Raw genomic sequence first — 25,228 nt, 5'->3', positions numbered from 1 at the left:
TGACCTGATCATGGTGAAAGCCTCCAGTGCCGGAGGCTTTTTTATTGATGTTCATGGCTGCGCGTCGGCAAGCGGAATGCGCGACCTGTTGATTCAACGCCGCGGCCAAATGGTCGGCGGCATCGATTATCGGAGCGCAGTTATTCGTTATCTGCTGCCGTTGATTTTTCAGCGGCGGAGAATTTCGCTTCCAGTTCCGTCAGGCGCTGCTCCAGTCGGGAGATTTTCTCGCGGGTGCGTAGCAGAACCTGAGTCTGAACGTCGAATTCTTCGCGGTTGACCAAATCCAGCCGACTGAATTGTGCCTGCAATACCTGACGGATTTTCTTCTCTACATCATCGCCCAATTCCCGGATACCTTTTGGCATAGACTCATGCACCTGACGGGCGATCTGCTCAATTTTTTTCGGGTCAATCATGGCGCTTTCCTGATAATGTTATGTAGGATGATCATATCGGTAAGTGTAATGCTAGTTGAGTGTTGGATAAACTAAAACTCTTATTTACATTGCCGTTATTCATCGTTGTCATGTCACATTTCCTGTGGCTAATCAATTGCCCTGCCACTTTGTTAGCGTTATAGTAACCCTGCTTATTCTCAGGGCGGGGTGTGATTCCCCACCGGCGGTAAACCAGCCGTATATAACGTATACGTGTTGGAAGCCCGCGAGCGCTCACCGTTTGGTTTTCCAACGTGAGGTCAGCAGATCCGGTGTGATTCCGGAGCCGACGGTTAAAGTCCGGATGGGAGAGAGTAACGGTACCTGTCGGGTGTAACGCCCGCTCGCGTTATTTTGTTAGTCATTACAATGCAATCAGTCGTAATGATTACTCCTCAAGCTCGCCCTGATTCTGGTAATCCATATTAACATTGAGGTTTTTTTACCATGAATCAGACATTACTTTCTGAATTCGGCAATCCGACTGAACGTGTGGAACGCGCACTAGATGCATTACGTCAAGGACGTGGTGTATTGGTGTTGGATGATGAAGATCGCGAAAACGAAGGTGACATGATTTTTGCGGCTGAAAATATGACCGTAGAGCAAATGGCGCTGACTATTCGTCATGGCAGCGGCATCGTGTGCCTGTGCCTGACGGAAGAACGTCGTCAGCAACTGGAATTACCGATGATGGTGGCGCATAACTCCAGTCATTATCAAACGGCTTTCACGGTCACTATTGAAGCGGCTGAAGGCGTCACCACGGGGGTTTCCGCCGCCGATCGCATCACCACTATCCGTGCGGCGATAGCGGATAATGCCAAGCCAAGCGATTTGAATCATCCCGGACATGTTTTTCCGCTGCGCGCCCAGCCGGGCGGGGTATTAACCCGTGGCGGGCATACCGAAGCATCCGTTGATCTGACGACGCTGGCCGGTCTTAAGCCCGCTGGCGTGTTGTGCGAACTGACCAACGACGATGGCTCTATGGCGCATGCGCCGGAAGTGATCGCTTTTGCCAAACAACATGATATGCCGGTATTAACCATTGAAGACCTGGTGGCCTATCGTCAGGCGACGGAACGTAAGGCAAGTTGATTTCACGCATTGACGCCTGGTAATCAGTTAGAGGGCCGATTTATCGGCCCTTTGTTATTTGGTCTTTACCACCGGCTTATGGAATCAGGCCGGGTCGTATCATGATATTTTTCTTGCCAACAACGTCGCAAAACGTAGCTTAATCCTGTTGCCGTTTTCATCCGTCTTGTGTAATTCGCCGAGGTCTTCGTTATATTTGACGATCTCCCAATCGGCATAATAATTCTTCAGTTCACCTTCCTTAAATGTGAAAGAGAACGGCATCGGGCAAGGGTAGTCATCGGTCGACATGGCGGCAATAATCAGGTTATGTCCGCCTGGCAACGTGCTTTCCTGTATATTACGAATGATATGGGGCATGCGCTCGGGCGCCAAAAACATAAGAACGACGGTTGAGAGAATAAAATCGTACCGCTCTTTTATTGCCGCCAGGTTGATATCGTAAATACGCGCCTGAATATTCTTCAGATCTTCTTTTCGGATAATGTCATTTAATGCGCCGATGCTGTGTTCGTTTTTATCGTAGGCGGTGACATTAAATCCACGCAGATTCAGATATAGCGCGTTACGCCCGCCGCCGCAGCCTAAATCCAGCGTTTTGCCGGGTTTGATAAATGGCATGGCGTCAATGACGTCGGAATGGGTGCGCGTCAGTCCGTACTTTTTATGATAGAAATCCTCCGGGGTGCAGAAAAAGCTCAGTTGGCATTCAAGATCGTCCGAAAAGGAGACGATACGGTGCCAGACTTGCGGCTCTACAAAAGGCGGCTGATGTTGCTGTGAGCAATGAAATGTTTCCTGAATGTCGCCGTTTTCGTGTAACAGCGCAAAGGTCATTTTCCCTTGCAGGATGGTGAGCTTGGCCCAGGTGCCTTCCTGGGTGTTGTGTCTCTCCTGAAAGGCTGTGGGCAATGTCTGAGGGTTCCACTGCGGCATCTTCTTATAACTAATCAGATCTTGCATCTTTACCTCGGTCGATAAACGGGATGTCGGTATTCTATAAACCGGCGCGCAGGCTGACCAGAAATATGTATTTAAAATACATTATTTGTTTTTCGGCGGGGATAAAGTAAAAAAACCATTCCGGCGTTAGTGCCGGAATGGTTCTGACTGATACGTTAACCGTGAACCATCAGGCGCATTGGGTGCATTTGGCGGCCTGAATCACCTGGAAGAAATCATTTCCCTTATCATCCACCAGAATAAAGGCGGGGAAATCTTCCACTTCGATTTTCCAGATCGCTTCCATACCCAGTTCCGGATATTCCACGCAGGTCAGGCTTTTGATGCTGTTCTGCGCCAGAATGGCCGCCGGGCCGCCAATGCTGCCGAGGTAGAAACCACCGTGTTTCTTACACGCATCGGTCACCTGCTGGCTGCGGTTGCCTTTTGCCAGCATGATCATGCTGCCGCCGTTGGCTTGCAGTAAATCGACATAGGAATCCATGCGTCCGGCCGTCGTCGGGCCTAAAGAACCTGAGGCATAGCCCGCCGGGGTTTTGGCCGGGCCGGCGTAGTAGATCGGGTGATCTTTAATGTACTGCGGTAGACCTTCACCCTTGTCCAGACGTTCTTTCAGTTTGGCGTGCGCGATGTCGCGGCCCACGATGATGGTGCCGGTCAGAGACAGACGGGTGGAAACCGGGTATTGCGACAGCTCTTGCAGAATTTCCGGCATTGGGCGATTGAGATCGATTTTGACCGCTTCGCCTTCACCCGCTTCTCGCAAATGTTCAGGAATATATTTACCCGGATTGTGCTCAAGCTGTTCCAGCCATACGCCTTTGCGGTTGATTTTCCCCTTGATGTTGCGGTCGGCGGAACAGGACACCCCCATACCGACCGGGCAGGACGCGCCGTGGCGCGGCAGGCGGATAATGCGCACATCGTGGGCGAAATATTTACCGCCGAACTGCGCGCCCAGACCAAGATTGCGGGCCTCTTCCAGCAGTTCCTGTTCAAGCGCGATATCCCGGAATGCCTGACCGTGTTCATTACCCTCGGTCGGCAATTCGTCATAATATTTGGTTGAGGCCAGCTTAACGGTTTTGAGAGTGGTTTCGGCGGAGGTGCCGCCGATAACAAAGGCGATATGGTACGGCGGGCAGGCGGCCGTGCCCAGCGTGCGCATTTTTTCCAGCAGGAAGTTTTTCAGTTTGCCGGGCGTCAACAGCGCTTTGGTTTCCTGATACAGATAGGTTTTGTTGGCGGAACCGCCGCCTTTGCAGACAAACAGGAACTTATAGTCTTCGCCCTCGGTACTGTAGAGGTCGATCTGCGCAGGCAGATTGGTGCCGGTGTTCACTTCCTGGTACATATCCAGCGCGGCATTCTGCGAATAGCGCAGGTTATCTTCGATAAAGGTATTGTAAACGCCGTGGGACAACGCTTCGGCATCGTTGGCGCCGGTCCAGATCCGCTGGCCTTTCTTGCCGACGATAATCGCGGTTCCGGTATCCTGACAGGTCGGCAGAATGCCTTTAGCGGCGATTTCAGAGTTGCGCAGAAATTGCAGGGCGACGTATTTGTCGTTTTCGCTGGCTTCCGGGTCGTGAAGAATATCGGCAACCTGTTGCTGATGGGACGGGCGGAGCATAAAAGATGCATCGTGGAAGGCTTGCTGGGCGAGCAGGGTAAGCGCTTCCGGTTCGATTTTCAGGATGTCCTGGCCTTCAAATTGCGTAACGGACACGTAGTCACTGCTGAGAAGGCGATACTCGGTGTCATCTTTACTTAGCGGAAAAGGATCTTGGTAATAAAAGGGTTTATTCGACATTTTTTTCTCACTTGCGTTCGCATTATTAGTAGGTTTATATCCCGTATGATTCTAATAACCTTTGCATAGGGCAGGGCAACCGCATTTGGCGCAAATACAAAAGCAATTCACTCTATAATAGTATGGTTTTATGATGGGTAGAACCACTTTGGTTCATCACAGAATTGGCAAGAAAATCGCGTAAGTGTTTTTTTTACAACATAATATAAAAAGTAAAATCATTGTAATGAAACAGGCTGAATTATTAAGATTACGCGGGGTTAAGTTGGTTAATTAAATTATTTAATTAAAATAAACCTCTATTTGGCAATCATAATCATTTAATTAGCGCAGTAATTTTTTTTAGCCGCTGACATAAGTCCAAAATAATATAAGTAAGCGGCATCGGAAACCCGGCGCCGCGTAGTGTCTTAGGGATGCGGCGTTGTCGGTGAAACAGCGGCAACGTCCTGCTGAGCCAGTAGGTTATCAATCATCCATAGGCCCGCCGGGCCGGGCGGACAGGGTTTAGACCAGGCGATATCGACCTCGATAAGCAGCGGCCAGCCGGCGACGGGCAATTCGACCAAATGTTGGCTGTACTGTGAAACCAGCCAGCGCGGCAGGATGCTCCAGCCAAAACCCTGTTCCGCCATTTCCAGCAGCATAAGATAGGACGGCGCGGACCAGACTACGCCTTCAGCCTGTAGCCTATCGTTGCGTTTATAGGTGTTCAGATAAAGCTGGCGCACGGTGGAGAGCTGGCTGCGGGTGACTTTTTTCTCGGTGGCCAGCGGATGCGTCGCCGCAACAAATATCGCCATTTCTGTTTTTATCTGCGATCGGGAAACCGCGATATCCGGTGGATAAGCGGATTGCGCCCGCACCAGCCCGACGTGTGCGCGTTGGGATTGCAGCAAATCAATCACATCGTCATCTTCCGCAATCAGGCATTCAAACTCAATATCAGGAAAACGCTGGGCGAAGCGTTGCAATACGGGTTCGTAATGCATGGTTTTCCAGGTATCGGACAGCACAAATGTCAGCCGTGGTTCAATATTGTCGGCCAGCCGGATCGCCAACTCATCCAGCGCATCGCTGGCGGACAGGATCGCCTGCACATAAGCCAGAATTTTTTTACCTGCCTGGGTCAAAACGGGCTGATGCCCGGCGCGATCGAACAGCGTCAGCCCTAAGTCTGCTTCCAGATTGGCGATGGCCGCGCTGACGGTGGACTGGCTTTTATGCAGATGCCGCGCAGCGGCTGAAAATGAGCCGGTATTGACGGTAGCGATAAACGCCAGCAAGGATTCAGGGGAATAACGCATCTCTCACTCTATCGCTTTTATCGATGGATTCTAATTTTATTCTATCAGCTATTACGATGAAAATGATACCCGGTATCGCGTTCCCGCCCTTGAAAGCGGCGGGGATCGATCAGTGAACACCGAGTGAATAGAAGTGAATGTGCTATGCAAAAGAAAACGCTACGTGAACGCATTGTCCATGCGGTTGGTTTTGAAATTATTGCCCTGCTGATTTCCGCCCCCGTGGGGGCCTGGGTGCTGAACAGGCCGATATTGGATATCGGCGCGCTGGCGATCGTGTTGTCCGGCGTGGCGATGATCTGGAACATGATTTATAACGCCGTATTCGACCGGCTGTGGCCCGTCGAGCGGGGGACGCGCCGTTGGCCGCTGCGGATAGGCCATGCGTTAGGGTTTGAAGGCGGATTTATTTTTATCGGCCTGCCGCTGGCGGCGTGGATGCTGAATATTACGCTGTGGCAGGCGTTGATGATCGACATCGGTTTTTTTCTGTTCTTTCTGCCTTATACCATGGCATACAACTGGCTTTACGATATCTTGCGCGCGCGTATCGTTCATCGGCGCGAGATGAGCAATGCGCATGGCGTATCCGTGAATTCTCGCCTGCGCTGATGATGGCGCAGGTTTGCTTTCAGGGAAGCCGCACGGTCAGCGGCTCCGCCGGCGCGTCATTTTAAACGCCTGGTACGCCGGCAGCGACGGAACCCGCCATAAATACCAGGACGCAATCGTGCGATAAGGCTGACAGCGGCGGCTCAATTCATGCAGCGTATGCCGGGACGGCGTTTCCGGCAGTCCGTAAACATAACTCAGCCCTTGCTTAATCCCCAGATCGTCCAGCGGCATAATGTCAGTGCGTTCGAGCGAGTAAATCAGAAACATTTCCACCGTCCAGCGCCCGATGCCTTTTAGCGAGCAGAGTTGTTCGATGAGCGCCTCATCGTCCATCGCCGTGGCCTGTTCGAGGCTGGGAACCAGCCCGCTGAGCGCTCCCTGGGCGATAGCGCGCAGGGTTTCAGCCTTACGGGCGGAGAAGCCGCATTGTCTTAGCGTTTCACTGGAGCAGGCGGCTATTTGCTCCGCGCTGGGAAAGGTTTGTCCTGTCTGGTCATGAACGCGCAATAGTTTCGCCACCATCGCATCGCCGGCCCGGGTGGTGAGCTGCTGGTAGGCAACGGCGCGAATTAATGCCTCATAAGGTTCGCGGTGAGGCGCCGTTTGATGATGGCAGTCGCCGATTTGTGATATCAGATCGGCCCACCGGTCATTAATCGCGCAGAGATGTTCTCTGGCCAGGCGGTCAACGTGCTGCTGGCGATCGGGTGTCATAAACTTTTTCCAAGTCTGGGGTGATAAAATTAAGCGTCAGGAACCTGAGCATAGGTGATTGTATGGCGATCTGCTATGCCGTGCGCGGCCGCGAGCGGTATGCGGAATTAAAAAGCAAGAATTGAGCGTGTTGGCGAAGTCTTTTCATCTTATGGTGATTGCCTGTCCCTGGCGGATAAGGCTGCCGGAGTCCATTACGCGGGAGGTGAAAAATGAAACCGGGCGATAAATCCCATCAGGAAGACGATCCGCGCTGGCTGGCGGTGCTGGCCCGCAATAAAGCGGCGGACGGCCACTTTATTTATGCGGTGAAAACGACCGGGGTGTATTGTGCGCCGTCCTGCGCCTCACGTCGACCCAGACGTGAAAATGTGGTGTTCTTCGCCACCGCTGACCAGGCGCAGGCGGCGGGATTTCGCCCTTGTAAGCGTTGCCGCCAGGGCGGAATATCGCGGGAGGCGCAGCAGGCGGAACAAATTGTCCGGGCCTGTCGGATGATAGAGCAGACCGAGAAGCCCCCGGCGCTGGATGCGCTGGCGAAAGCGGTGGGGTTAAGCCGGTTTCATTTTCACCGTTTATTTAAGTCGATAACCGGCGTTACGCCAAAACACTATGCCAAAGCTCATCGTCAGCAACAGCTCCGTCAACGGCTGACGAAAGATCACGCCATTACCGACGCGATCCTGGATGCCGGCTATAGCGACACCGGGCGCTTCTATGCGGAGTCCAATGCGCAACTGGGCATGACGCCGACAACCTTTCAACACAAAGGGCTGGGTATGACGATCTATTTCGCTGTCGGCGCCTGTTCGGTGGGGGATATTCTGGTGGCTGAGAGCGAGCGGGGGATTTGCGCTATTCTGTTGGGGGATGATGCGCAACAACTGGTGAATGCGTTGCAGGATATGTTTGCCAATGCGCAACTGGTGGGCGGAGATGCGGCGTTTGAGCAGCGAGTGGCGCAGGTGGTAGGCTTTGTCGATGCGCCGGAAATCGGGCTGGCGTTGCCGCTTGATATCCGCGGAACGGCATTCCAGCGACGGGTGTGGCAGGCGCTGCGGGATATTCCGGCCGGGGAGACCGCTAGCTATCGCGACATCGCCGCCAGGATCGGTTCACCCGCGTCGGTGCGGGCGGTGGCGGGCGCCTGCGCGGCGAACCGGCTGGCCGTGGCGATCCCCTGTCATCGGGTGGTTCGCCATGATGGTTCATTGTCGGGTTATCGCTGGGGCGTGGCGCGTAAAAGCGCCTTGTTGGCGAAAGAAGCACGGGTAAAAGAAGCGGAGGCATCAGCGCGTCATGAATCTTGATTTATTTGAGCAGGAAGAACCGAGACGCTGGACGGAACCACTGGCGCCCGGCGCGGTTATCCTGCGCGGGTTTGCTTATCAACAGGCTCCGGCGTTGATGGCGGCGGTCAACGCCGTTGCCGCGCAAGCGGCGTTCCGCCATATGACGACGCCGGGCGGCTATACCATGTCGGTCGCCATGAGCAACTGCGGGCCGCTAGGCTGGGTGACGGATGAAACCGGCTATCGCTATTCTCCCGTTGATCCGCTCAGCGGGAAGCCGTGGCCGGCTATGCCGGATATCTTTTCTCAACTGGCGAAAAAAGCCGCCGGTGAAGCCGGTTTTGTCGATTTTGAACCCGATGCCTGTCTGATTAATCGTTATGAGGTCGGCGCCCGGCTGTCGCTGCATCAGGATAAAGACGAATATGATCGCCGACAGCCCATTGTCTCTTTCTCTCTGGGGCTAAGCGCCGTGTTCTTGTTTGGCGGCATGACGCGTGGCGAGCGGGCGCAGCGGCTGCCGCTGGGGCACGGCGATGTGGTGGTCTGGGGCGGCGCGTCGCGGCTGCGCTATCACGGGATTTTGCCGCTGAAAGGCGGTTCGGTGCCTTCGTACCTGCCGGGAGAGTATCGGTTTAATCTGACGTTTCGTAAAGCGGGCGCCTGAACCGTTAATCGTTATCTGCCGTGAATAAAATGATGGCCGTCGTCTTCATTAAGATGCTTGAATACCAGACAGCAAATCGGTAATCCAATGCCAAGCAATAAAAATAACAGGCTAAAGCTGCTTACGTTAAAGATGGTTTCAAATTGGGACAGAAAGCGTAATACCGGAAAGGTGAGCGCCATACTGACCATCACCGAGATTAATTGCGTCATGGTCAGCAGGTTATTGCCGCTATGATAAGTTGAATTGTTCAGGTTGCTGAATGCCAACGTATTTTCTGCGGAATGCAGCGTTGAAATCAATATTCCCAGAATAGTGGCGATAATGCCGATCTGCATCATCGATTTTTCCTGTACCGCGAAACTCATGGCAAGAATAAATATCGAGGTAAAACCGGTGGTCATCATTAGCAGCCTGCGGTAGCCGGCGCGTTTAATCATTGGCTCGAAAAGCATTTTCGACAGCAGCGCGCCGGTAGAAAAAAGCAGCAGGATCATGCTTGTTTCCACCGGCGGGCAGGCCAGCGTCGTCTGCAACATTAATGAGAGCACCACGGGCGTGGACGACAGCAACACCCGGGTTAAAATTCCGCCAAAGATACCGATGGAGAACGTTTTTATTTCAAATAGCGATGAGGGAAACAGCGTCTCTCTTTTGGTGATGTCCCGCTTGAAATAAAGAAAAGCCAGACCGGTGCCTGACAAACAAAGCAGGATGGCGGTAGGCGCGGGGAGTAGATTTTTGGGCATCGCGGTGAGCGTGAATGCGGCGAGAAAAAGCATTAATACCAGCAACACCAGCCCATAAGAATCGGCCTGGCGCTCCACGCTGATGGCTTCGTCGGGAATATATTTTTGCGCCAAAAAAAGGCAGAGCAGCGATAACGGAATATTAGCGATAAAAATAACCCGCCATGAAACAAGATTAACCACGAAGCTGCCTAATACCGGCCCAATCATCGTACCCAATAAACCGAGCAAGGTAATGCGGTTCAGGAATATCAGCTTCATGGCCTGCGGCGTGGTTCTTAAGATGACGGTTCTGATGATCGGCAACATCAGCGCGCCGCCGATCCCCTGAATAAAACGAAAGGCGCTTAAGCCAAGAATAGAGTTCGCGGTCACGCACAGCAGCGAGCCGAGCATAAATATGCCGATGGCCAACAGATAGGTTTTTTTTTCGCCGAAACGCTCCGCCAGCCAGCCATTGACCGGCGTAAAGGCCACCACGGTGATGACGTAGGAAATGACGATGATTTCCATATGCAACACCGGTTGATGCAGTGAATCCGCAATGGCTGGAATGGCGATATACAGCATGGTGGTATCCAGGGATTGCATAAAAAAGGTGATCGATGCAATCCAGAACAACACCCATGATGTATTCATCGGCTCAGGCCACCGTCATTTGTCCGGCATAGAGCACGAACATGCGCAACAAAAACACGCCTAACAGGCTTAACGCGGCCATTGCCGCGAGATTCATTCTGCCCGGTTCATGGTTTTTGCCTAAAAAGCTGGCGAGCAGCGGTACGACAATTCCCATGCCGACAATACCGATCCAGAACACGCCGCCCCAGAAGCCGGTAAGCGCGGTATGCGCCGCCACCGCTTTTTGTCCGCCGCCGAGAAACAGGCCGACAAAGAAGGCAAACAGCAGAAACACTTCGGCGTAGATAACCGGATTCTCTATTTTATGTATAAAACGCATGGTTGCGGTATTGCCGGAAGCATGACGATTCATGGCGCTGGCGAGCATCGCGACCGCAATGCCTGAAGTGGTGCCGGAAGCCAAAAACAATACCGGTAATACCGGGTTGTTTAATAACGGGAACGATTTCAGCGCCGACAGCAGGAAACCGGTATAGCAGCCGAGCAGAATGGCCAGCACCAGCAGCGTTTTTTCAATCAGGCCGGCTTTATTGGCAATCGCGGCGGTGATTTTTTGCGCCAGCGCGGTCAGCGCCGGGCGATGGATTTTAGTTTCTATCAGGTGGAGCAACTCGCTACGGTAGAGGTTGATAATCCACAGCGCGATCGCCAAGAAATAGATCTGAAATAACATCACCCCCAGCGACATGATGGAGGTGGGGCTATAGAAAACCATCAGATACCAGAAGGTCATCGGCCGCGTCAGGTGAAAAATCAGGATCAACAGCCCGATGATGACCGCCAGCGGGGCGATGACGGCGGTCGATTTTATAATGTTATTGCTGCCGTTATATTCGGCAGGCACATAGTATTTAATCAGAATCGACAGCGACACCATTCCCGCCGAGATACCCACCAGCAACAGATAAATGGCGATGGGCCAATCCCATACCAGCGTGTCAAAATGGAAAGCGTTAAGCATTGTCTATTTCTCCCCGTCTGCCCGGTACGCGATAAAGTTGTGGTTCGGTGCCCAGATAGACTTTCGACCGATAGGTTGAATTGCTCTTAATCATTTTTGAAATATCGCTGTCGGGATCGTTCAGATCGCCGAACACCAGGGCTTTGGTCGGGCATATTTCAACGCAGGCGGGTTGTTTGCCCGCCGCCAGATTGGTTTCCCGGCAAAAATTACATTTATCCGCTGTTTTACTGACCGGGTTAATGAAACGGACGTGATAAGGGCAGGCGGCGATGCAGTAGCGGCAACCGACGCAGCGTTTGTCGTTGACGTCGACGATGCCGGTTAAGGCGTCTTTAAATGACGCGCCGGTCGGGCATACCGACACGCAGGGCGGGTTCTCACAATGCTGACAGGATTTGCGGAAATATTGTCTGAATGAGCGCGTTTTCCCCTCGGCGGGAATATCCACGGTTTTCAGTATTTCCAGCCTGGTCACGCCATCGGGTACGTTGTTGGTGGTTTTACAGGCGCCGATACAGGCGTTGCAGCCAATGCAGCGTTGCTCATTGTGCAGCAGGCCGTATTTAACGGCAGTGGATTTAGCGGTTTTGGTCGGTTGATCCGTCGTCTCTGCAAGCGCGAGACTGGAATTCCCGGTGACAACAATCGCGCTTCCCAGATACGCGATAAAACGACGGCGAGAAAATTCTTCCATAACATAACCTTCACATTGAAACTGCAGTCATGCAGCTGAAAAATGGCGCCGATATAGCAAACCATCGTGATAGGCTTTTGCTGGATTTGAGTCATCCTGAGGATAGACGAGAAAATCCCTGTGTCTGTAACAAAAACCCATTGCGGAAAGTGGCGCCAATCTGGCATCAGAGGTAATTTTTGACTTAGAATATTCCGATTCTGATCGCTAACTTACCCATACCCGTCATACTTCACGTTGCCTGTGCGTGGTTCAAAACCACAACGTTTCGTCGTGCGGCGCGAATTATCCAGGGGATATACCCCCTGTTTTTTTATTGTTTTTTATTTGACCATAGGTCCACGGATAGGGTTGTGCTGTTAGTCACATTTATTTCTTTGTATATCCACATAAAATTTATCCAAATCTACTTTAACTCCCTGTTATCCGGGTAAGTCTCCCGGCTATTCAGTTCGATAGCGCCTGAATAATCCGCAACATAATGAATTTTTTTTTGAAAATCGCCGCCTATCCGTTCCGGCCGCGATGGCTGCGTTTTCCTCCTTTGTCTTTGTTAATTCTTTGTTGTGAGAAATTCATTTTTTGAATGCATAAATGTGAAGTGATTCAATTTATCCGACTTAATATACTTGTATGGTAGTTGCCATTAAGGCGTGGGCCGTCATGAGTAGAGAAGGATAAGTAATGTGAAAATTGTCAGCGCTGAAGTGTTTGTTACCTGCCCGGGGCGTAACTTTGTCACGGTGAAAATTACCACCGATAGCGGTTTGACGGGTATCGGCGACGCGACGCTCAATGGTCGTGAACTGCCGGTCGCGTCTTATCTCAAGGATCATGTGTGCCCGCAGTTGATCGGGCGTGACGCGCATCAGATAGAAGATATCTGGCAGTATTTTTATAAAGGCGCGTATTGGCGTCGCGGCCCGGTCACGATGTCGGCCATTTCCGCGGTGGATATGGCGCTGTGGGATATCAAAGGCAAGGCGGCCAATATGCCGCTTTACCAACTATTGGGCGGCGCATCGCGCACCGGGGTAATGGTTTATTGCCATACCACCGGCCATACCATCGATGAGGTGCTGGACGATTACGCCAAACACCGTGATATGGGATTCAAGGCTATTCGCGTGCAGTGCGGCGTTCCCGGAATGAAAACTACCTATGGGATGGCGAAAGGCAAAGGTCTGGCCTACGAACCGGCGACAAAAGGCAACTGGCCTGAAGAGCAACTGTGGTCGACGGAAAAATACCTCGATTTCACTCCCAAGTTGTTTGAGGCGGTGCGTGACAAATTTGGCTTCTTGGAACACCTGCTGCACGACATGCATCACCGGCTGACGCCCATCGAAGCGGCCCGCTTCGGCAAGAGCATTGAAGATTATCGCCTGTTCTGGATGGAAGATCCCACCCCGGCGGAAAATCAGGAATGTTTCCGCTTAATCCGCCAGCATACGGTTACGCCGATTGCGGTCGGCGAAGTGTTTAACAGTATCTGGGATTGCAAACAGCTGATTGAAGAACAGTTGATCGACTATATCCGCACCACGATTACCCATACCGGCGGCATTACCGGGATGCGCCGGATTGCTGATTTCGCTTCTCTGTATCAGGTGCGTACCGGTTCGCACGGCCCGTCCGATCTGTCGCCGATTTGTATGGCGGCGGCGCTGCATTTCGACCTTTGGGTGCCTAACTTCGGCGTTCAGGAATACATGGGCTATTCCGAGCAAATGCTGGACGTGTTCCCGCATAGCTGGGTGTTTGACGACGGCTATATGCACCCCGGCGACAAGCCCGGGCTGGGCATCGAGTTTGATGAAAAGCTGGCGGCCAAATATCCCTATGAACCCGCTCATTTACCGGTCGCGCGTCTGGAAGACGGCACGCTGTGGAATTGGTGACAGAGGTAGCGAATATGAAAAGCGTGGTGATTGAAACGCCCGGGAAATTGGTTATTCAGGAACGCCCGATCCCCCAGCCGCTTGCCGGCGAAGTCAGAGTAAAGGTGAATTACGCCAGCATCTGCGGCTCTGACGTGCATATTTGGCACGGACATAATCCGTTTGCAAAATATCCGCGGGTTATCGGGCATGAGTTTTTTGGCGTGATTGATGCGGTCGGCGAGGATGTCGATCGTTTGCGTATCGGTGAGCGGGTTGTGGTCGATCCGGTGGTCAGTTGCGGTCATTGCTACCCTTGTTCGGTAGGCCGTCCCAACGTTTGTACTGAATTACAGGTTATCGGCGTGCATCGCGACGGGGGGTTCAGCGAGTATGCCTGCGCGCCCGCCGCCAATGCCCACCGTATCCCCGATTCGATACCGGACAAGCTGGCAAGCCTGGTTGAACCTTTCACCATCGCCGCCAATATCTGCGCCTTTCTGCAACCGGCGCCGGAGGATATCGCCTTGATTTATGGCGCGGGGCCGATGGGATTGACCGCGGTTCAGGTGCTGAAAAAGGTGTATGGCGTTGCTCAGGTCGTGGTGGCGGATCGCCTGCCGGAGCGCCTGGCGATGGCGCGCGACAATGGCGCCGACCTGACGCTGGATAACGGCCGGACGCCATTGGCGGAACAGTTGACCGGGGTTCGTCCGACGCTGATTATCGACGCCGCCTGTCATCCGTCCATTCTGGCGGAAGCGGTTGCGCTGGCTTCGCCGGCGGCCCGTATCGGACTACTGGGTTTTTCCGGCGAGCCTTGCACTGTCACCCAACAAAGTCTTACCAGTAAAGAACTGTCGTTGTTTACCTCACGCCTTAATAGCCATCGTTTCCCGCAGGTGATTGACTGGCTGCAACAGGGTTTGCTCGAACCGGAAAAGCTGGTGACGCACTATCTGAATATTCATGATGCGGAGGCCGCTTTAACGCTATTTGAAACTGAACAGCGCACGTGTTGCAAAGTTATCTTGTGCGTGGAGTAAAAATCATGCCCGGGGGATTTATTTTCGCTCGGCATCATTCTGATGATTACCTGTGATAGCACCGAATACAATAAGGTGAATATAAAGATGAAAGTATTACAAAAAATACCTCGTACCCTGTCTCTTGCCAGTTTAATCATGGCGTTTTGTCTTGGGCCGGTCAGCGCCAATGAAAAAGATAAAACAATTCGCTTAAAAATGCAGAGTGGTTATGCCTCTTCCCTGGCGATATTAGGGCCGGTTACTCAGCAATTACCCAAAGATATCGCCGCGGCTTCCGATAACAGCATCCGTATTCAGTATTTCGAGCCTAAAGGGCTGGTTCCCAATGAGGGGATCTTTGATGCCGTGTCCACGGGTTCAATTGATATGGGCTATGCCGGGCTGTCATTCTTTGCCCAGAAAAATCCGGCGCTGGCTTTTTTTGATGCCGTTCCTTTTGGTATGGACGCAAATGGACTTATCTCCTGGCTGGAGCAGGGTGGCGGTAATGATCTGAGAGATAAGCTGCTGGAAAAATATAAAATTAAAGGACTGATCTGCGGATTTAATGCCCCTGAAGCCGGCGGCTGGTTCAATAAAGAAATTAACGCCGTACAGGATTTACGCGGATTAAAAATGCGTATTGCCGGGCTGGGCGGGAGAACCTATGAAAAGTTAGGCGTTTCCACGCAGAATATGGCCGGTGGGGATATTTATGCCGCGCTGGAACGCGGCGTGATTGATGCCGCGGAATATTCGATGCCCGCGCTGGATCAGAATATGGGGTTGTATGAAATCGCCAAATATTATTATTTCCCCGGCTGGCATCAGACCTCTTCCATTCAGACGCTTTTGATCAATAAGGACAAATGGGATGGCATGAGTCCGCGTCAACAGCAGGCTATTCAGGCTTCCTGTAACAAAGCCGTGCTGGAAAGTATTGCCGTGGGAGAGGCCATTCAAGGCTCCGCGCTTGATTTTATTAAATCAAAAGGTGTACAGATTAAAATATTCCCACAACCTATTCTGGATGATTTGAATACCGCCTGGCAACAGGTCAGTGAAGAACTGAGCGGTAATAATGCGGAATTTAAAGCGGTGGCGGATTCATATAACCAATTTCAAAAATCCTACTCTCAGTGGAGAGCATTATCAGCGGGCAATTTACCTGAGTAGTCTGCATAGTGCTCAGCAGCGGGCTATGGCCCGCTGCTTTCCATAAGGAATCTTTTTATGGTTAACCGACTCTATAAACTGGCCAATATTATTGATGCGATTCTGCTGAAGACCGGTCGGATTTGCGCCTGGTTTCTGATACCGCTTACCTTGGTTACGCTGTATGACGTCGTTTCCCGACGGTTTGGCGGTATTGGCTCCACCGGATTGCAAGAAGCGGAATGGCATCTGCACACCTTACTGTTTATTTTCCTGTTCGCCGGGGTCATGGTGAAGGATATGAATGTGCGTGTCGATGTGTTCAGGGAGAATTTCAGCGAGAAAACCAGACTCCGTGTGGATCTTTTCGGCGCGCTGTTTCTTGCCCTGCCTTACCTTATTGCGGTGATTTATTTTGGCTATCATTTCGCCTTGATGTCTTTTGAACAAGGAGAAGGATCTATTTCCAGCCATGGTTTACCGCATCGCTGGATAATTAAGGCCACTATTCCGATTGGAATGACGCTATTATTATTAGCCACCCTCAGCCGTATTATTAATATCTGCCGGCAATTACATACGTTATCCACATCTTCATCGGGGAATCCATCATGAGTGCCTCTGTTACAGTCATGGGGAAAAAGTCTCCGCGCCGTAAAGCGTTAGGTTGCGTGGTGTTTGCGTTGCTGCTTATTTTCGTTGTGGTTGGGGTTATTCGCTCGGATCTGGATGCCGGATACCTAATTCCCATTGCGATGTTTTTAACATTATCCGTGCTGATTTTTTCCGGTTATCCGGTGGCTTATGTATTAGGGGGAACAGGAATGCTGTTTGGCTTTATCGCCAGCCAGTACGATCTGTTTTCCATGATTGAGTTTTTTAATATCCTGCCGCGAGCCTGGCAACAGCTTGCGGAAAACCTGACGCTGGTCGCCGGGCCGATGTTTATCTTCATGGGGATACTGCTGGAGCGCAGCGGCATTGCGGTGGATCTGCTCGATGCTATTCGTATCCTGACCAAACGCGTGCCCGGCGGCATGGCGCTGGGCGTTGTGTTGATCGGCGGGATCCTGGGCGCAACGACCGGCGTGGTGTCGGCCACGGTAATTATGATGACGACGCTGGCGTTGCCCAGTATGCAGCGGGCCGGGTATTCGAACGCGCTGTCGTGCGGCACGATCGCCGCGGCAGGGACGATCGGCATTATCATCCCGCCTTCCGTTATGCTGGTTTTTATGGGCGATGTGCTACAGGTCTCCATCGGCCGTCTGTTTATGGCGACGATCGGGCCGGCGTTGCTTAATCTGGCGCTCTATATCGTGCTGGTTATCACTCTCGGCTTCTTTTTTCCGAAACTGGCGCCTAAAGCCGTGGATGTGCCGGAATACACGATCAAGCAAACCCTGCTTATTATTGTTCGCGGGATTCTGGCCCCGGTATTTTTGATTTTTATGGTGTTGGGATCGATCTTCGCCGGTTGGGCGACGCCGACGGAAGCCGCGGCGGTTGGCGCGCTGGGCGCGTTTATTCTGACGCTGGTCAAACGCCGCTTCACCTTTGCCATGCTGTATGACGTGGTACAGAGCACCGCATTCGTCTCGGCGATGATCTTCTTTATTGTGTTTGGCGCGACGGTGTTCTCCTACGTTTTTCGCTCTATCGGTGGTGAGCATTTATTGATTGATGCCATTGAAGCCGCGGATTTAACGCCATATACCCTGTTAATGGTGCTGGTCGTGGTGACTTTTCTGGTGGGTTTCTTTTTCGATTGGATCGAAATTTCGTTAATTTTCCTGCCTATTTTCGGCCCTATTATTGCCCTGATGACATTCGATTTTGAATTTGTCGGGCGGGGCGATGTATTGGTCTGGTTTGGGGTAATTGTCGGGTTGGTATTACAAACGTCATTTCTGACGCCGCCTTTCGGTTATACGCTGTTATATATGCGCGGCGCGATTACGGATAAATCAATAAAAATGACGCAGATTTATACCGGTGTTATTCCCTTTGTTATTCTCCAGTTGATCGTTGTCGGGCTGATTATCGCCTATCCCAATATTGCACTGTGGTTGCCGGTTTATTTGCTCGGCGGCTAATTAAAAGATGAGATAACGAAAATGCAAAGAATCAATTTTGATGTCATGAAAGAGACGGTGAAAAAAGCATTTTTAAATGCCGGATTAAGTGAACGGAAAGCGGAAATTTGCGCGCAGATTCACACTGAATCCAGCTGCGACGGCATTTATTCACACGGTTTGAATCGCGTCCCGCGCTTTGTTGATTATGTGAAGAAGGGCTGGGTGGATATCCATGCCGAACCAACGCTGGTTAAATCATTGGGCGTTATTGAAATTTACGATGGCAATCAAGGTATTGGCATCACCAACGCGCTGTTCGCCGTTGAAAAGGCCGCGGCAATAGCGCGTGAAAATGGCATCGGCATCGTGGCATTGCGTAATACCACGCACTGGATGCGGGGCGGCACCTATGGGTGGAAAACGGTGGAGAAAGGGCTGGCGGCGATTTGCTGGACCAATACGGAATCCTGTATGCCGTCATGGGGCGCGAAAAATACCCGCCTGGGTAATAACCCTTTTGTGATGGCGGTGCCGCGCGACAAAGGGCCGTTGGTGCTGGATATGGCGATGTCGCAATATTCGTACGGCAAATTGCAGGTCACGCGCCTGAAAGGCGAACGCCTGCCTTTCCCCGGCGGTTACGATACCCAGGGACGGCTGACGGATGACCCCGGCCCGATTGAACAATCAATGCGTATTCTTCCTACCGGATATTGGAAAGGTTCCGGCATGGCGGTTCTGCTGGATGCCATGGCCGCGCTGCTTTCCGCCGGTCGTCCAACCAATGAGATCGATACGGTAGGCAAGGGCAGCTGTACCGGCGCCAGTCAGATTTTTATGGTTTTTGATCCGGCTCAGCTTGGCGGCAGCGAGTTCAGCAACCGTATGGCCGACAGCGTGGCTGATTATGTCAAAACGGCGGAACCGGCCGAAGGGCAGAAAGCGGTTTATTACCCGGGGGAACACTCGGCTCAAAACCGCCGTGAAAATTTGCAACATGGCATCCCGGTGGACGACGGCGTATGGGCAGAGATCCTGGAATTGGCGAGGTAGTTTATAAAACCTTTCCGCGTGGCTTACTGAATTTGAAATGAGAGTCTTTCGATGAATCTTTCACAAAGCAATCTGCATAAGGTGTCGCAGGGAACGATTGTCCCTGAATATGACCGCAATGTATTGAAAACCCGCATCGTGCATCTCGGTTTTGGCGCATTCCACCGGGCTCACCAGGCGGTGTATGCCGACCAGTTGGCCGCCGAGCACGCCAGCGATTGGGGATATTGCGAAGTCAACCTGATCGGCGGCGAGCAGCAAATTGCCGATCTGAAACAGCAGGACTTACTCTATTCCGTCTGTGAAATGAGCGGCAGCCGCTGGCACGGCCGCGTTGTGGGGGTGGTTCGTCAGGCTCTCCACGGCGAAGTCGATGGTATTGAGAAGGTGTTCGACGTGATGACGCAACCGGACATTGCCATCGTCTCACTGACGGTGACGGAGAAAGGGTATTGCTACTTACCGTCAACCGCATCCATTGATATGGATCATCCGTTGATTCAGCACGATCTGGCTCACCCACGGCGGCCCCATTCGGCGCCCGGGGTGATTATCGAAGCCCTGTGGCTACGTCGGGAAAAATCGCTGATGCCGTTTTCCGTGATGTCCTGCGACAATATGCCGAATAATGGCGTCGTCACCCGCAATGTGGTTCTTGCCCTGGCTAAAGCGCAGGATGCCGACCTGGCGGCGTGGATAGAAAACCACGTCAGTTTCCCTTCCACCATGGTCGATCGGATCGTTCCCGCCATCACGCCGGATTCGTTGGCGAAAATCACCCAGGTTATCGGCGGGATTCAGGATCCGGTGGGCATTGCCTGCGAACCGTTCAGACAGTGGGTCATTGAAGATAATTTTGTCGCCGGGCGCCCCGCATGGGAGAAGGTCGGGGCTGAACTGGTGACGGATGTGCTGCCTTATGAAGAAATGAAGCTGAGAATGCTGAATGGCAGCCACTCTTTTCTGGCTTACCTCGGCTATCTGGCGGGTTATCAATACATTGATGAATGTATGCAGGACCGGGACTATGTACGGGCGGCGCGTCAACTGATGCTGGATGAGCAGGCGACGACGCTGCATGTCGAGCATGTCGATCTGGACGCTTATGCCGAATCACTGCTTGAGCGCTATCGGAATATCGGGCTGAAACACCGTACCTGGCAAATTGCGATGGACGGAACATTGAAGCTGCCGCAGCGTATGCTGGATTCTATTCGCGTCCATCTGGCGAAAGGTGAGCCGTTCAACCTGCTGGCGTTGGGGGTGGCGGGCTGGATGCGTTACGTCGGCGGCGTGGACGATGCCGGACAACCCATCGACATCAGCGATCCGCAGCGGGAAAAACTGGCGCAACTGGTTTCACAAAGCGCGGACGGCGAGGCACGCATCAAGGCGTTATTAAGCCTGCGCGACGTATTTGGCAATGACCTGCCGGATAATTTGCTTTTCGTGCAACAGGTTGCGGAGGCGTATGCGTTGTTGCAGGCGCATGGCGCAAAGAAATCCGTTGGTTTGGCGTTAGAGAGAATAAATAAACGTTGAGTTAATAACCTGTCGGTATAGTCGGGTTATTAATGCATTGATATGAAATAGGTATTTAAAAAAGGAATTGTCTTTCCACGAGAAAATAAAGCTAATCGTTGCGTTGGTTTATTTTAATGGGGAGCGCTGTAGCAGTGTTATATGAAAGAGTAACCCTAACTCATTCGTGCCGGTATAGGTGATCGTTGTCACAAAATATGATCCGGCTTATGGCATCAATATCCCCGTTCCCCGGGTTTTCCCGGGGATATCAGGGCGGAGGTTATGCAAAGGTGCCGGTTTAAAACCCCTACTTTTCCTTTGGAGAATAAAAAATGTCAAACGATACATTAAGATTAAAAAGTGAAATCATTCATATATCTCCGCAACGAATGTTTAAAAAAATGGTATTCGGGACGTTGCTTTCGCTCTTTGCGGTTTCTTCGCTGGCGGCAAAAACCTATGAATTTAATTTGAGCACCGCCCTGGCGCCTGACGACCCTATTTATGCCGGGTTTAAGGAGTTTAAGAAAAATGTTGAGCAACGTACTGATAAACAGGTGAGAGTAAGGCTGTTTCCCAGTGGTCAGTTGGGGGCCGATGGGGAATTGATTCAACAGGCTCAGGTCGGAAGTAACGTCGGCGTGCTGACCGATGGCGGCAGGTTGGCGCAATTTGTACCTGAGTTGGCGATACTTAACGCTCCTTTCTTGTTATCGAACTATGAAGAGGCTTCAAAGCTGGTCTCAACGCCGCTTTTCAAGGGATGGGAATCCCAGTTGCAGAGCAAGTCAGGTCTGGTCAGCCTCTCGTTCAACTGGTATCAGGGCTCCCGCATGATGATCACCAAAAAACCGTTCTCTACGCCAGCGGATTTGAGGGGCGTCAGGGTAAGGGTGCCGGATGCGCCTATTGTGATTGAAATGATCAATTGCATGGGCGGCGCGCCGACGCCGATGGCCTGGTCTGAAGTCTATTCCGCGGTGCAGACCGGCGTAGTGGATGCCGCGGAAGCGCACCCGACTGCGTTGTATGGCTCCAAGCTCCATGAAGTGGCCAAATATATCACCAAGACCAACCACTACCATTTAATGACCTCTATTGTGGTCGGCAGTAAATGGTTCGATCAGCTTCCCGCCGAGTTTCAGCAGATACTTCATGAAGAATCTTACAATGCCGGAGCCTATGCGTCTCAGAAGATCATCGAGGAGAGCAATGCGGTGCTGGATAGAATGGCAAAAGGCGGGGCGACGATCGCGACCATCGATTTAGCGCCTTTTACTCAATCCTGCGCCAACGTACCCAATAAGCTCGGCCTGGAACAAGCCCGGGTCAGTCTGCAACAGGCTCTTGATATTCAGTAATCGTCATGAGCATTTCCACAGTCCCGTCCTGGCGGCGGGACGTTGTTTGAGAGATCGCAGATGAAAAAAATTATCAAAATAGAAATAGCCATCGCAAAAATCATGTTTATCATCATGGTGATACTTATTTTGGTTGCGGCGATTGGGCGTTGTGTGGGGCACCCATTAATCTGGTCTATCGAAATATCGATGGTGCTATTTGCATGGGTCAGCATGTTCTCTATTCATTATGCCCAGGCTAATCACCGCAATATGGGAATCGATTTTTTATCCAAACGTTTGCCCGAAAAAATACAAAACGTGATTGATTATCTTAATAAAATTCTGATTATTTCCTTTCTTGGTTTCGGCGCCTATGCGGGATATCTCTTTACCTGGGATACGCGGGCTCACGTATTGCCGGTTTCGGAAATTAGCCATATCTTCCTGAGCGCCGCGGTTCCGACGGGGTGCTTGTTGATTATGTTTACCTGCATTGAACAACTGATTGAGAAAGTAAATTCCACCAGAGCGTCTTCTGTAGAAGGGAACTTATCATGATGTGGTTAACTGGCTTGTTGTTTGTACTGTTTATGCTGATGGGAATGCCGGTTGGATTCGTCATTGCCCTATCAAGCCTGGCCTATTTTTTTACTTCCGACTTTTTACCTCTGGGGATCGCCTTTCAAAAATTTGCGGCGCCGACACAGTCATTCCCGATGATTGCCGTTCCGTTGTTTATTCTGGTAGGGAATTTACTGACGCGTACCGGCATTACCGAAAGATTATTGGATTTTGCCCGTTTGTTAACCGGGTGGATGATCGGCGGACTGGCGCAAATTAACGTATTACTGGCTATGTTAATGGGGGGCGTGGCGGGTTCGGCGGTGGCTGACGCCTCCATGCAGTCACGTATGCTGGGCTTCTCGATGATTGCCCGGGGTTATCCACGCGCCTACACGGCGGTGGTTATCGCTTTCGCGTCATTGATAACCGCCACGTTACCGCCCAGCATCCTACTGATCTTGTTTGGTTTTGTCGGAAATGTGTCGATTGGCAAGCTATTCCTGGCCGGCATTATCCCCGGTTTTCTGCTGACCATCACCCTGATGATCACCAATTACATCATGGCCCGCAGGATGAAGATCCAGCCGGAAACGTTATCAAAACCGACATTCAAAGAAGTTTGGGTTAGCTTCCGGCGGGGATTTTGGGCATTGATGTTTCCCGTTATTCTGATTGTCGTGATTCGTTTAGGGCTGTTTACGACCTCGGAAGCCGGCGCTTTCATCGTGCTGTATGCGCTGATTGTCGGCGGACTGATCTATAAGGAGCTCACTTGGCAGGGCATTCTTGATACGCTGACGGAAACGTTAGGCGATCTCGGTATTGTTATGCTGCTGGTGATGGCCGCCTTTATTCTCGGACATATCAGCGTATTGGATCAACTGCCTCAGGCAATGACCGAGTTGATTACTGATTTTACCGAGAGCCCGACGGGTATCATGCTGTTGATTTTTGCCCTGGTGCTGATTATCGGCATGGTATTGGATGCCAGCCCGCTTATCTTATTATTGACGCCGATATTGCTGCCGATTGTGACAGAGATTGGTTATGACCCCATTCACTTCGGCATTATGTTCATCACCTTGACATTGCTCGGGGCAAATACGCCGCCGGTCGGGATCTGTATGTATACGGTTTGCGGCATTTTGAAATGCGACACGCTGCACTTTATGCGCGCCTCTGTTCCCTATTTAATTTCTTTCCTGATCTTCGTCGGTATTCTGTTTATTTTTCCGCAGACGGTACTGTTCCTGCCTAATCTGCTGATGCCATAAACTAGGGGGGAAATAATGTACGGTTCGCTAACGTATTAGCCGATTCTGATAATCGCCTCACTATACTGCCGATGGCGGCAGTATAGTATTCCAGTATGCAGACTGTGTCGTATCGCCGGCATAAACATGGGCGTATCTCGCCAGATTTATACCGGGAAAATAAGATAGATATGGCCCTGAGTATGCATGTATCATCAATCAATAAATATTTTGGGTAGAAAGCAGCGGTATGGATACGATCAATAACAGTGAACCTGTAAACCAACAGATTTATCGCGTGCTGCGTAAAGATATTGTGGAATGCAATATTTCGCCGGGGAAGCTGCTGTCCGAGAAAGAAATATCAACGCGTTTTGCCGTATCGCGTCAGCCGGTCAGAGAGGCGTTCATCAAGCTGGCTGATGTCGGGCTGGTACAGATCCTGCCGCAGCGCGGCACCTTTGTGATGAAAATTTCCGAACAGCGGGTGGCCGATGCCCGTTTCATCCGTCAGGCGCTGGAGTGCGCGATCGTGCGCCGCGCCGCGGAGTCGGTCACCGATGAACAACTGTTGATGCTGGAACATAACTTGCGCCGCCAGGAACTGGCGGCGCAGAACCAACAGATGCGCGAGTTTCTCAGCCTGGATGATAGCTTTCATCAATTTCTGACGCAGATTGCAAATTGCCCGCTGGCGTGGGAAACCATTGAGTCGATTAAAGCGACAATGGACCGGGTGCGCTTTCTCAGTTTAAGTCAGGTTTCCCCGCCGATGAGCCTGATTCAGCAACATTATCTTATTTTCAACGGGTTGAAAGCCCGCGATCCCGATGCGGCGGAAAGGGCGATTCGTGAACATTTGCAGGAATTGATTTACTCGATTACGCCCATTGCCGAGCAGAACAGCGATTGGTTCGAGCATGCCTGATTTTAGCTCAGCTGGGCTGAGGGATGCTTATTGAGACACAATATCGGGCGACGGAACGGCGCCCGAATAACCGGAGCGGGGTCGTAAAGACTAAAATAATTCGACCCGCCAGCGTACATGCAACGTGAAGCATGACGAGTATAAACGTCAGGTGCGCCCAAGACGCATCAGTTCTTCTGGGGCAAAATAGCCGCTTACGCCCTGTAGCTCGACGCATTTTGAACGGCGCACTTCTTCTCGTTTCAGATTTTCCGCATGGATCGCCGCAATGGTTCCAACCAGGCGGGAACCGGCTTGCATAACACGGCAGCCGGAATCGATCGGATTTCTATATCTGTCATACGCTTTGTACACGTTAACCTCCTTCGCTTGACGATAAAATCGCATCGATCCTACTGCCGTGAAAAAATCATCACCAGCGGATTGGGGTTTTTATAGAAAGTCCGTCTATAAATCAGCTT

Annotated in this window: 24 protein-coding genes and 1 riboswitch; of the genes, 15 read left to right on the top strand and 9 right to left on the bottom strand. The window is 51.7% G+C overall.

Features of this window, described 5'->3' with window-relative positions; translation table 11 throughout:
• Positions 1–140 precede the first annotated feature (140 nt).
• Positions 141–419 (bottom strand): accessory factor UbiK family protein, encoded by a 279-nt coding sequence (locus JG725_RS09090; RefSeq protein ID WP_172289510.1) that lies wholly within the window; start codon positions 417–419, stop codon positions 141–143.
• 171 nt (positions 420–590) lie between these two features.
• Positions 591–760: riboswitch (FMN riboswitch) on the top strand.
• 127 nt (positions 761–887) lie between these two features.
• Here JG725_RS09090 and ribB point away from each other — a divergent pair.
• Entirely contained in the window at positions 888–1,541 is a 654-nt protein-coding gene (ribB, locus tag JG725_RS09085; protein WP_172289511.1) for a 3,4-dihydroxy-2-butanone-4-phosphate synthase, read from the top strand.
• 99 nt (positions 1,542–1,640) lie between these two features.
• Here the strand turns inward: ribB and tehB are convergent, their stop codons facing one another.
• From tehB to JG725_RS09070, 3 genes are all read right to left on the bottom strand, one after another.
• On the bottom strand, positions 1,641–2,504 hold the full coding sequence (tehB, locus tag JG725_RS09080) for an SAM-dependent methyltransferase TehB (RefSeq protein WP_199377690.1): 864 nt from the start codon (positions 2,502–2,504) through the stop codon (positions 1,641–1,643).
• 169 nt (positions 2,505–2,673) lie between these two features.
• The gene (fumA, locus tag JG725_RS09075) at positions 2,674–4,317 is read right to left on the bottom strand and encodes a class I fumarate hydratase FumA (RefSeq protein WP_199377688.1); all 1,644 of its coding nucleotides are present in this window, start codon (positions 4,315–4,317) and stop codon (positions 2,674–2,676) included.
• A 410-nt stretch (positions 4,318–4,727) separates the two neighbouring features.
• A complete protein-coding gene (locus tag JG725_RS09070) occupies positions 4,728–5,624 on the bottom strand; it encodes a LysR family transcriptional regulator (RefSeq protein ID WP_199377686.1) in 897 nt (298 codons plus the stop codon).
• 144 nt (positions 5,625–5,768) lie between these two features.
• Here JG725_RS09070 and JG725_RS09065 point away from each other — a divergent pair, with 144 nt between their 5' ends.
• Positions 5,769–6,236 carry a multidrug/biocide efflux PACE transporter gene (locus JG725_RS09065; RefSeq protein WP_172289515.1) on the top strand — a complete coding sequence of 156 codons (468 nt, stop codon included), beginning with the start codon at positions 5,769–5,771 and terminating at the stop codon, positions 6,234–6,236.
• A gap of 36 nt (positions 6,237–6,272) precedes the next feature.
• On the opposite strand, the gene JG725_RS09060 is transcribed toward JG725_RS09065, so the two are convergent.
• Complete coding sequence (locus tag JG725_RS09060; RefSeq protein ID WP_199377684.1) at positions 6,273–6,953, bottom strand: DNA-3-methyladenine glycosylase; 681 nt, start codon at positions 6,951–6,953, stop codon at positions 6,273–6,275.
• Between the two features lie 212 nt (positions 6,954–7,165).
• Between JG725_RS09060 and ada the strand changes: the two genes are divergently transcribed.
• On the top strand, positions 7,166–8,263 hold the full coding sequence (gene ada, locus JG725_RS09055; RefSeq protein WP_172289517.1) for a bifunctional DNA-binding transcriptional regulator/O6-methylguanine-DNA methyltransferase Ada: 1,098 nt from the start codon (positions 7,166–7,168) through the stop codon (positions 8,261–8,263).
• Entirely contained in the window at positions 8,253–8,912 is a 660-nt protein-coding gene (alkB, locus tag JG725_RS09050) for a DNA oxidative demethylase AlkB (protein WP_172289518.1), read from the top strand. The genes ada and alkB overlap by 11 nt, the downstream gene beginning before the upstream one ends.
• Before the next feature lie 11 nt (positions 8,913–8,923).
• On the opposite strand, the gene JG725_RS09045 is transcribed toward alkB, so the two are convergent.
• The 3 genes from JG725_RS09045 to JG725_RS09035 are packed head-to-tail and all read right to left on the bottom strand — an operon-like array spanning position 8,924 to position 11,961.
• The gene (locus JG725_RS09045; RefSeq protein WP_199377682.1) at positions 8,924–10,300 is read right to left on the bottom strand and encodes an MFS transporter; all 1,377 of its coding nucleotides are present in this window, start codon (positions 10,298–10,300) and stop codon (positions 8,924–8,926) included.
• A 4-nt stretch (positions 10,301–10,304) separates the two neighbouring features.
• Entirely contained in the window at positions 10,305–11,264 is a 960-nt protein-coding gene (gene nrfD / locus JG725_RS09040; RefSeq protein ID WP_199377680.1) for a cytochrome c nitrite reductase subunit NrfD, read from the bottom strand.
• Positions 11,257–11,961, bottom strand: coding sequence for a 4Fe-4S dicluster domain-containing protein (locus JG725_RS09035; RefSeq protein ID WP_172289521.1), 705 nt, complete (start codon positions 11,959–11,961; stop codon positions 11,257–11,259). Before JG725_RS09035 ends, nrfD begins: the two co-directional genes overlap by 8 nt.
• A 686-nt stretch (positions 11,962–12,647) precedes the next feature.
• Here JG725_RS09035 and manD point away from each other — a divergent pair.
• The 11 genes from manD to JG725_RS08980 all read left to right on the top strand — a co-directional run bounded on the left by manD (position 12,648) and on the right by JG725_RS08980 (position 24,767).
• Positions 12,648–13,862, top strand: a complete 1,215-nt coding sequence (gene manD / locus JG725_RS09030; RefSeq protein ID WP_199377678.1) for a D-mannonate dehydratase ManD — start codon at positions 12,648–12,650, stop codon at positions 13,860–13,862.
• A 14-nt stretch (positions 13,863–13,876) separates the two neighbouring features.
• Positions 13,877–14,887: a Zn-dependent oxidoreductase gene (locus JG725_RS09025; protein ID WP_199377743.1), complete on the top strand. Its 1,011-nt coding sequence runs from the start codon at positions 13,877–13,879 to the stop codon at positions 14,885–14,887.
• A gap of 87 nt (positions 14,888–14,974) precedes the next feature.
• Positions 14,975–16,045 carry a TRAP transporter substrate-binding protein gene (locus tag JG725_RS09020; RefSeq protein WP_172289524.1) on the top strand — a complete coding sequence of 357 codons (1,071 nt, stop codon included), beginning with the start codon at positions 14,975–14,977 and terminating at the stop codon, positions 16,043–16,045.
• A gap of 57 nt (positions 16,046–16,102) precedes the next feature.
• Positions 16,103–16,639, top strand: coding sequence for a TRAP transporter small permease subunit (locus JG725_RS09015; RefSeq protein WP_172289525.1), 537 nt, complete (start codon positions 16,103–16,105; stop codon positions 16,637–16,639).
• The gene (locus JG725_RS09010) at positions 16,636–18,120 is read left to right on the top strand and encodes a TRAP transporter large permease subunit (RefSeq protein WP_199377676.1); all 1,485 of its coding nucleotides are present in this window, start codon (positions 16,636–16,638) and stop codon (positions 18,118–18,120) included. Before JG725_RS09015 ends, JG725_RS09010 begins: the two co-directional genes overlap by 4 nt.
• Before the next feature lie 21 nt (positions 18,121–18,141).
• A complete protein-coding gene (gene yiaK, locus JG725_RS09005; RefSeq protein WP_199377674.1) occupies positions 18,142–19,155 on the top strand; it encodes a 3-dehydro-L-gulonate 2-dehydrogenase in 1,014 nt (337 codons plus the stop codon).
• A 51-nt stretch (positions 19,156–19,206) separates the two neighbouring features.
• Positions 19,207–20,697 (top strand): mannitol dehydrogenase family protein, encoded by a 1,491-nt coding sequence (locus tag JG725_RS09000; RefSeq protein ID WP_199377672.1) that lies wholly within the window; start codon positions 19,207–19,209, stop codon positions 20,695–20,697.
• Between the two features lie 383 nt (positions 20,698–21,080).
• The gene (locus JG725_RS08995) at positions 21,081–22,040 is read left to right on the top strand and encodes a C4-dicarboxylate TRAP transporter substrate-binding protein (protein WP_233356370.1); all 960 of its coding nucleotides are present in this window, start codon (positions 21,081–21,083) and stop codon (positions 22,038–22,040) included.
• 60 nt (positions 22,041–22,100) lie between these two features.
• Positions 22,101–22,580 (top strand): TRAP transporter small permease, encoded by a 480-nt coding sequence (locus JG725_RS08990; protein WP_199377670.1) that lies wholly within the window; start codon positions 22,101–22,103, stop codon positions 22,578–22,580.
• Positions 22,577–23,860, top strand: coding sequence for a TRAP transporter large permease (locus JG725_RS08985; RefSeq protein WP_199377668.1), 1,284 nt, complete (start codon positions 22,577–22,579; stop codon positions 23,858–23,860). Before JG725_RS08990 ends, JG725_RS08985 begins: the two co-directional genes overlap by 4 nt.
• Positions 23,861–24,089: 229 nt before the next feature.
• Positions 24,090–24,767 carry a GntR family transcriptional regulator gene (locus JG725_RS08980; protein ID WP_172289531.1) on the top strand — a complete coding sequence of 226 codons (678 nt, stop codon included), beginning with the start codon at positions 24,090–24,092 and terminating at the stop codon, positions 24,765–24,767.
• Between the two features lie 147 nt (positions 24,768–24,914).
• Here JG725_RS08980 and ydfZ read toward each other — a convergent pair whose 3' ends face one another.
• The gene (ydfZ, locus tag JG725_RS08975; protein WP_370541617.1) at positions 24,915–25,121 is read right to left on the bottom strand and encodes a putative selenium delivery protein YdfZ; all 207 of its coding nucleotides are present in this window, start codon (positions 25,119–25,121) and stop codon (positions 24,915–24,917) included.
• Positions 25,122–25,228: the final 107 nt, after the last annotated feature.

The organism is Brenneria sp. L3-3C-1 (genome assembly GCF_016456245.1).
In the GTDB taxonomy this organism is placed as follows: Bacteria; Pseudomonadota; Gammaproteobacteria; order Enterobacterales; family Enterobacteriaceae; genus Brenneria.
The sequence above is the reverse complement of the archived record's forward strand: the minus strand, read 5'-3'. Positions and strand labels throughout refer to the sequence as shown.

Excerpts from the sequence above, each read along its gene's own strand:
- nrfD (WP_199377680.1), bottom strand. The coding sequence starts at position 11,264 with ATGCTTAACGCTTTCCATTTTGACACGCTGGTATGGGATTGGCCCATC.
- yiaK (WP_199377674.1), top strand. The coding sequence starts at position 18,142 with ATGCAAAGAATCAATTTTGATGTCATGAAAGAGACGGTGAAAAAAGCA.
- JG725_RS09020 (WP_172289524.1), top strand. The coding sequence starts at position 14,975 with ATGAAAGTATTACAAAAAATACCTCGTACCCTGTCTCTTGCCAGTTTA.
- alkB (WP_172289518.1), top strand. The coding sequence starts at position 8,253 with ATGAATCTTGATTTATTTGAGCAGGAAGAACCGAGACGCTGGACGGAA.
- JG725_RS08980 (WP_172289531.1), top strand. The coding sequence starts at position 24,090 with ATGGATACGATCAATAACAGTGAACCTGTAAACCAACAGATTTATCGC.
- JG725_RS09090 (WP_172289510.1), bottom strand. The coding sequence starts at position 419 with ATGATTGACCCGAAAAAAATTGAGCAGATCGCCCGTCAGGTGCATGAG.
- JG725_RS09045 (WP_199377682.1), bottom strand. The coding sequence starts at position 10,300 with ATGAATACATCATGGGTGTTGTTCTGGATTGCATCGATCACCTTTTTT.
- ribB (WP_172289511.1), top strand. The coding sequence starts at position 888 with ATGAATCAGACATTACTTTCTGAATTCGGCAATCCGACTGAACGTGTG.
- JG725_RS09060 (WP_199377684.1), bottom strand. The coding sequence starts at position 6,953 with ATGACACCCGATCGCCAGCAGCACGTTGACCGCCTGGCCAGAGAACAT.
- JG725_RS08985 (WP_199377668.1), top strand. The coding sequence starts at position 22,577 with ATGATGTGGTTAACTGGCTTGTTGTTTGTACTGTTTATGCTGATGGGA.
- JG725_RS09025 (WP_199377743.1), top strand. The coding sequence starts at position 13,877 with ATGAAAAGCGTGGTGATTGAAACGCCCGGGAAATTGGTTATTCAGGAA.
- tehB (WP_199377690.1), bottom strand. The coding sequence starts at position 2,504 with ATGCAAGATCTGATTAGTTATAAGAAGATGCCGCAGTGGAACCCTCAG.
- ada (WP_172289517.1), top strand. The coding sequence starts at position 7,166 with ATGAAACCGGGCGATAAATCCCATCAGGAAGACGATCCGCGCTGGCTG.
- JG725_RS09070 (WP_199377686.1), bottom strand. The coding sequence starts at position 5,624 with ATGCGTTATTCCCCTGAATCCTTGCTGGCGTTTATCGCTACCGTCAAT.
- JG725_RS08990 (WP_199377670.1), top strand. The coding sequence starts at position 22,101 with ATGAAAAAAATTATCAAAATAGAAATAGCCATCGCAAAAATCATGTTT.
- JG725_RS09010 (WP_199377676.1), top strand. The coding sequence starts at position 16,636 with ATGAGTGCCTCTGTTACAGTCATGGGGAAAAAGTCTCCGCGCCGTAAA.
- JG725_RS09000 (WP_199377672.1), top strand. The coding sequence starts at position 19,207 with ATGAATCTTTCACAAAGCAATCTGCATAAGGTGTCGCAGGGAACGATT.
- JG725_RS09015 (WP_172289525.1), top strand. The coding sequence starts at position 16,103 with ATGGTTAACCGACTCTATAAACTGGCCAATATTATTGATGCGATTCTG.
- JG725_RS09035 (WP_172289521.1), bottom strand. The coding sequence starts at position 11,961 with ATGGAAGAATTTTCTCGCCGTCGTTTTATCGCGTATCTGGGAAGCGCG.
- JG725_RS08995 (WP_233356370.1), top strand. The coding sequence starts at position 21,081 with ATGGTATTCGGGACGTTGCTTTCGCTCTTTGCGGTTTCTTCGCTGGCG.
- fumA (WP_199377688.1), bottom strand. The coding sequence starts at position 4,317 with ATGTCGAATAAACCCTTTTATTACCAAGATCCTTTTCCGCTAAGTAAA.
- JG725_RS09065 (WP_172289515.1), top strand. The coding sequence starts at position 5,769 with ATGCAAAAGAAAACGCTACGTGAACGCATTGTCCATGCGGTTGGTTTT.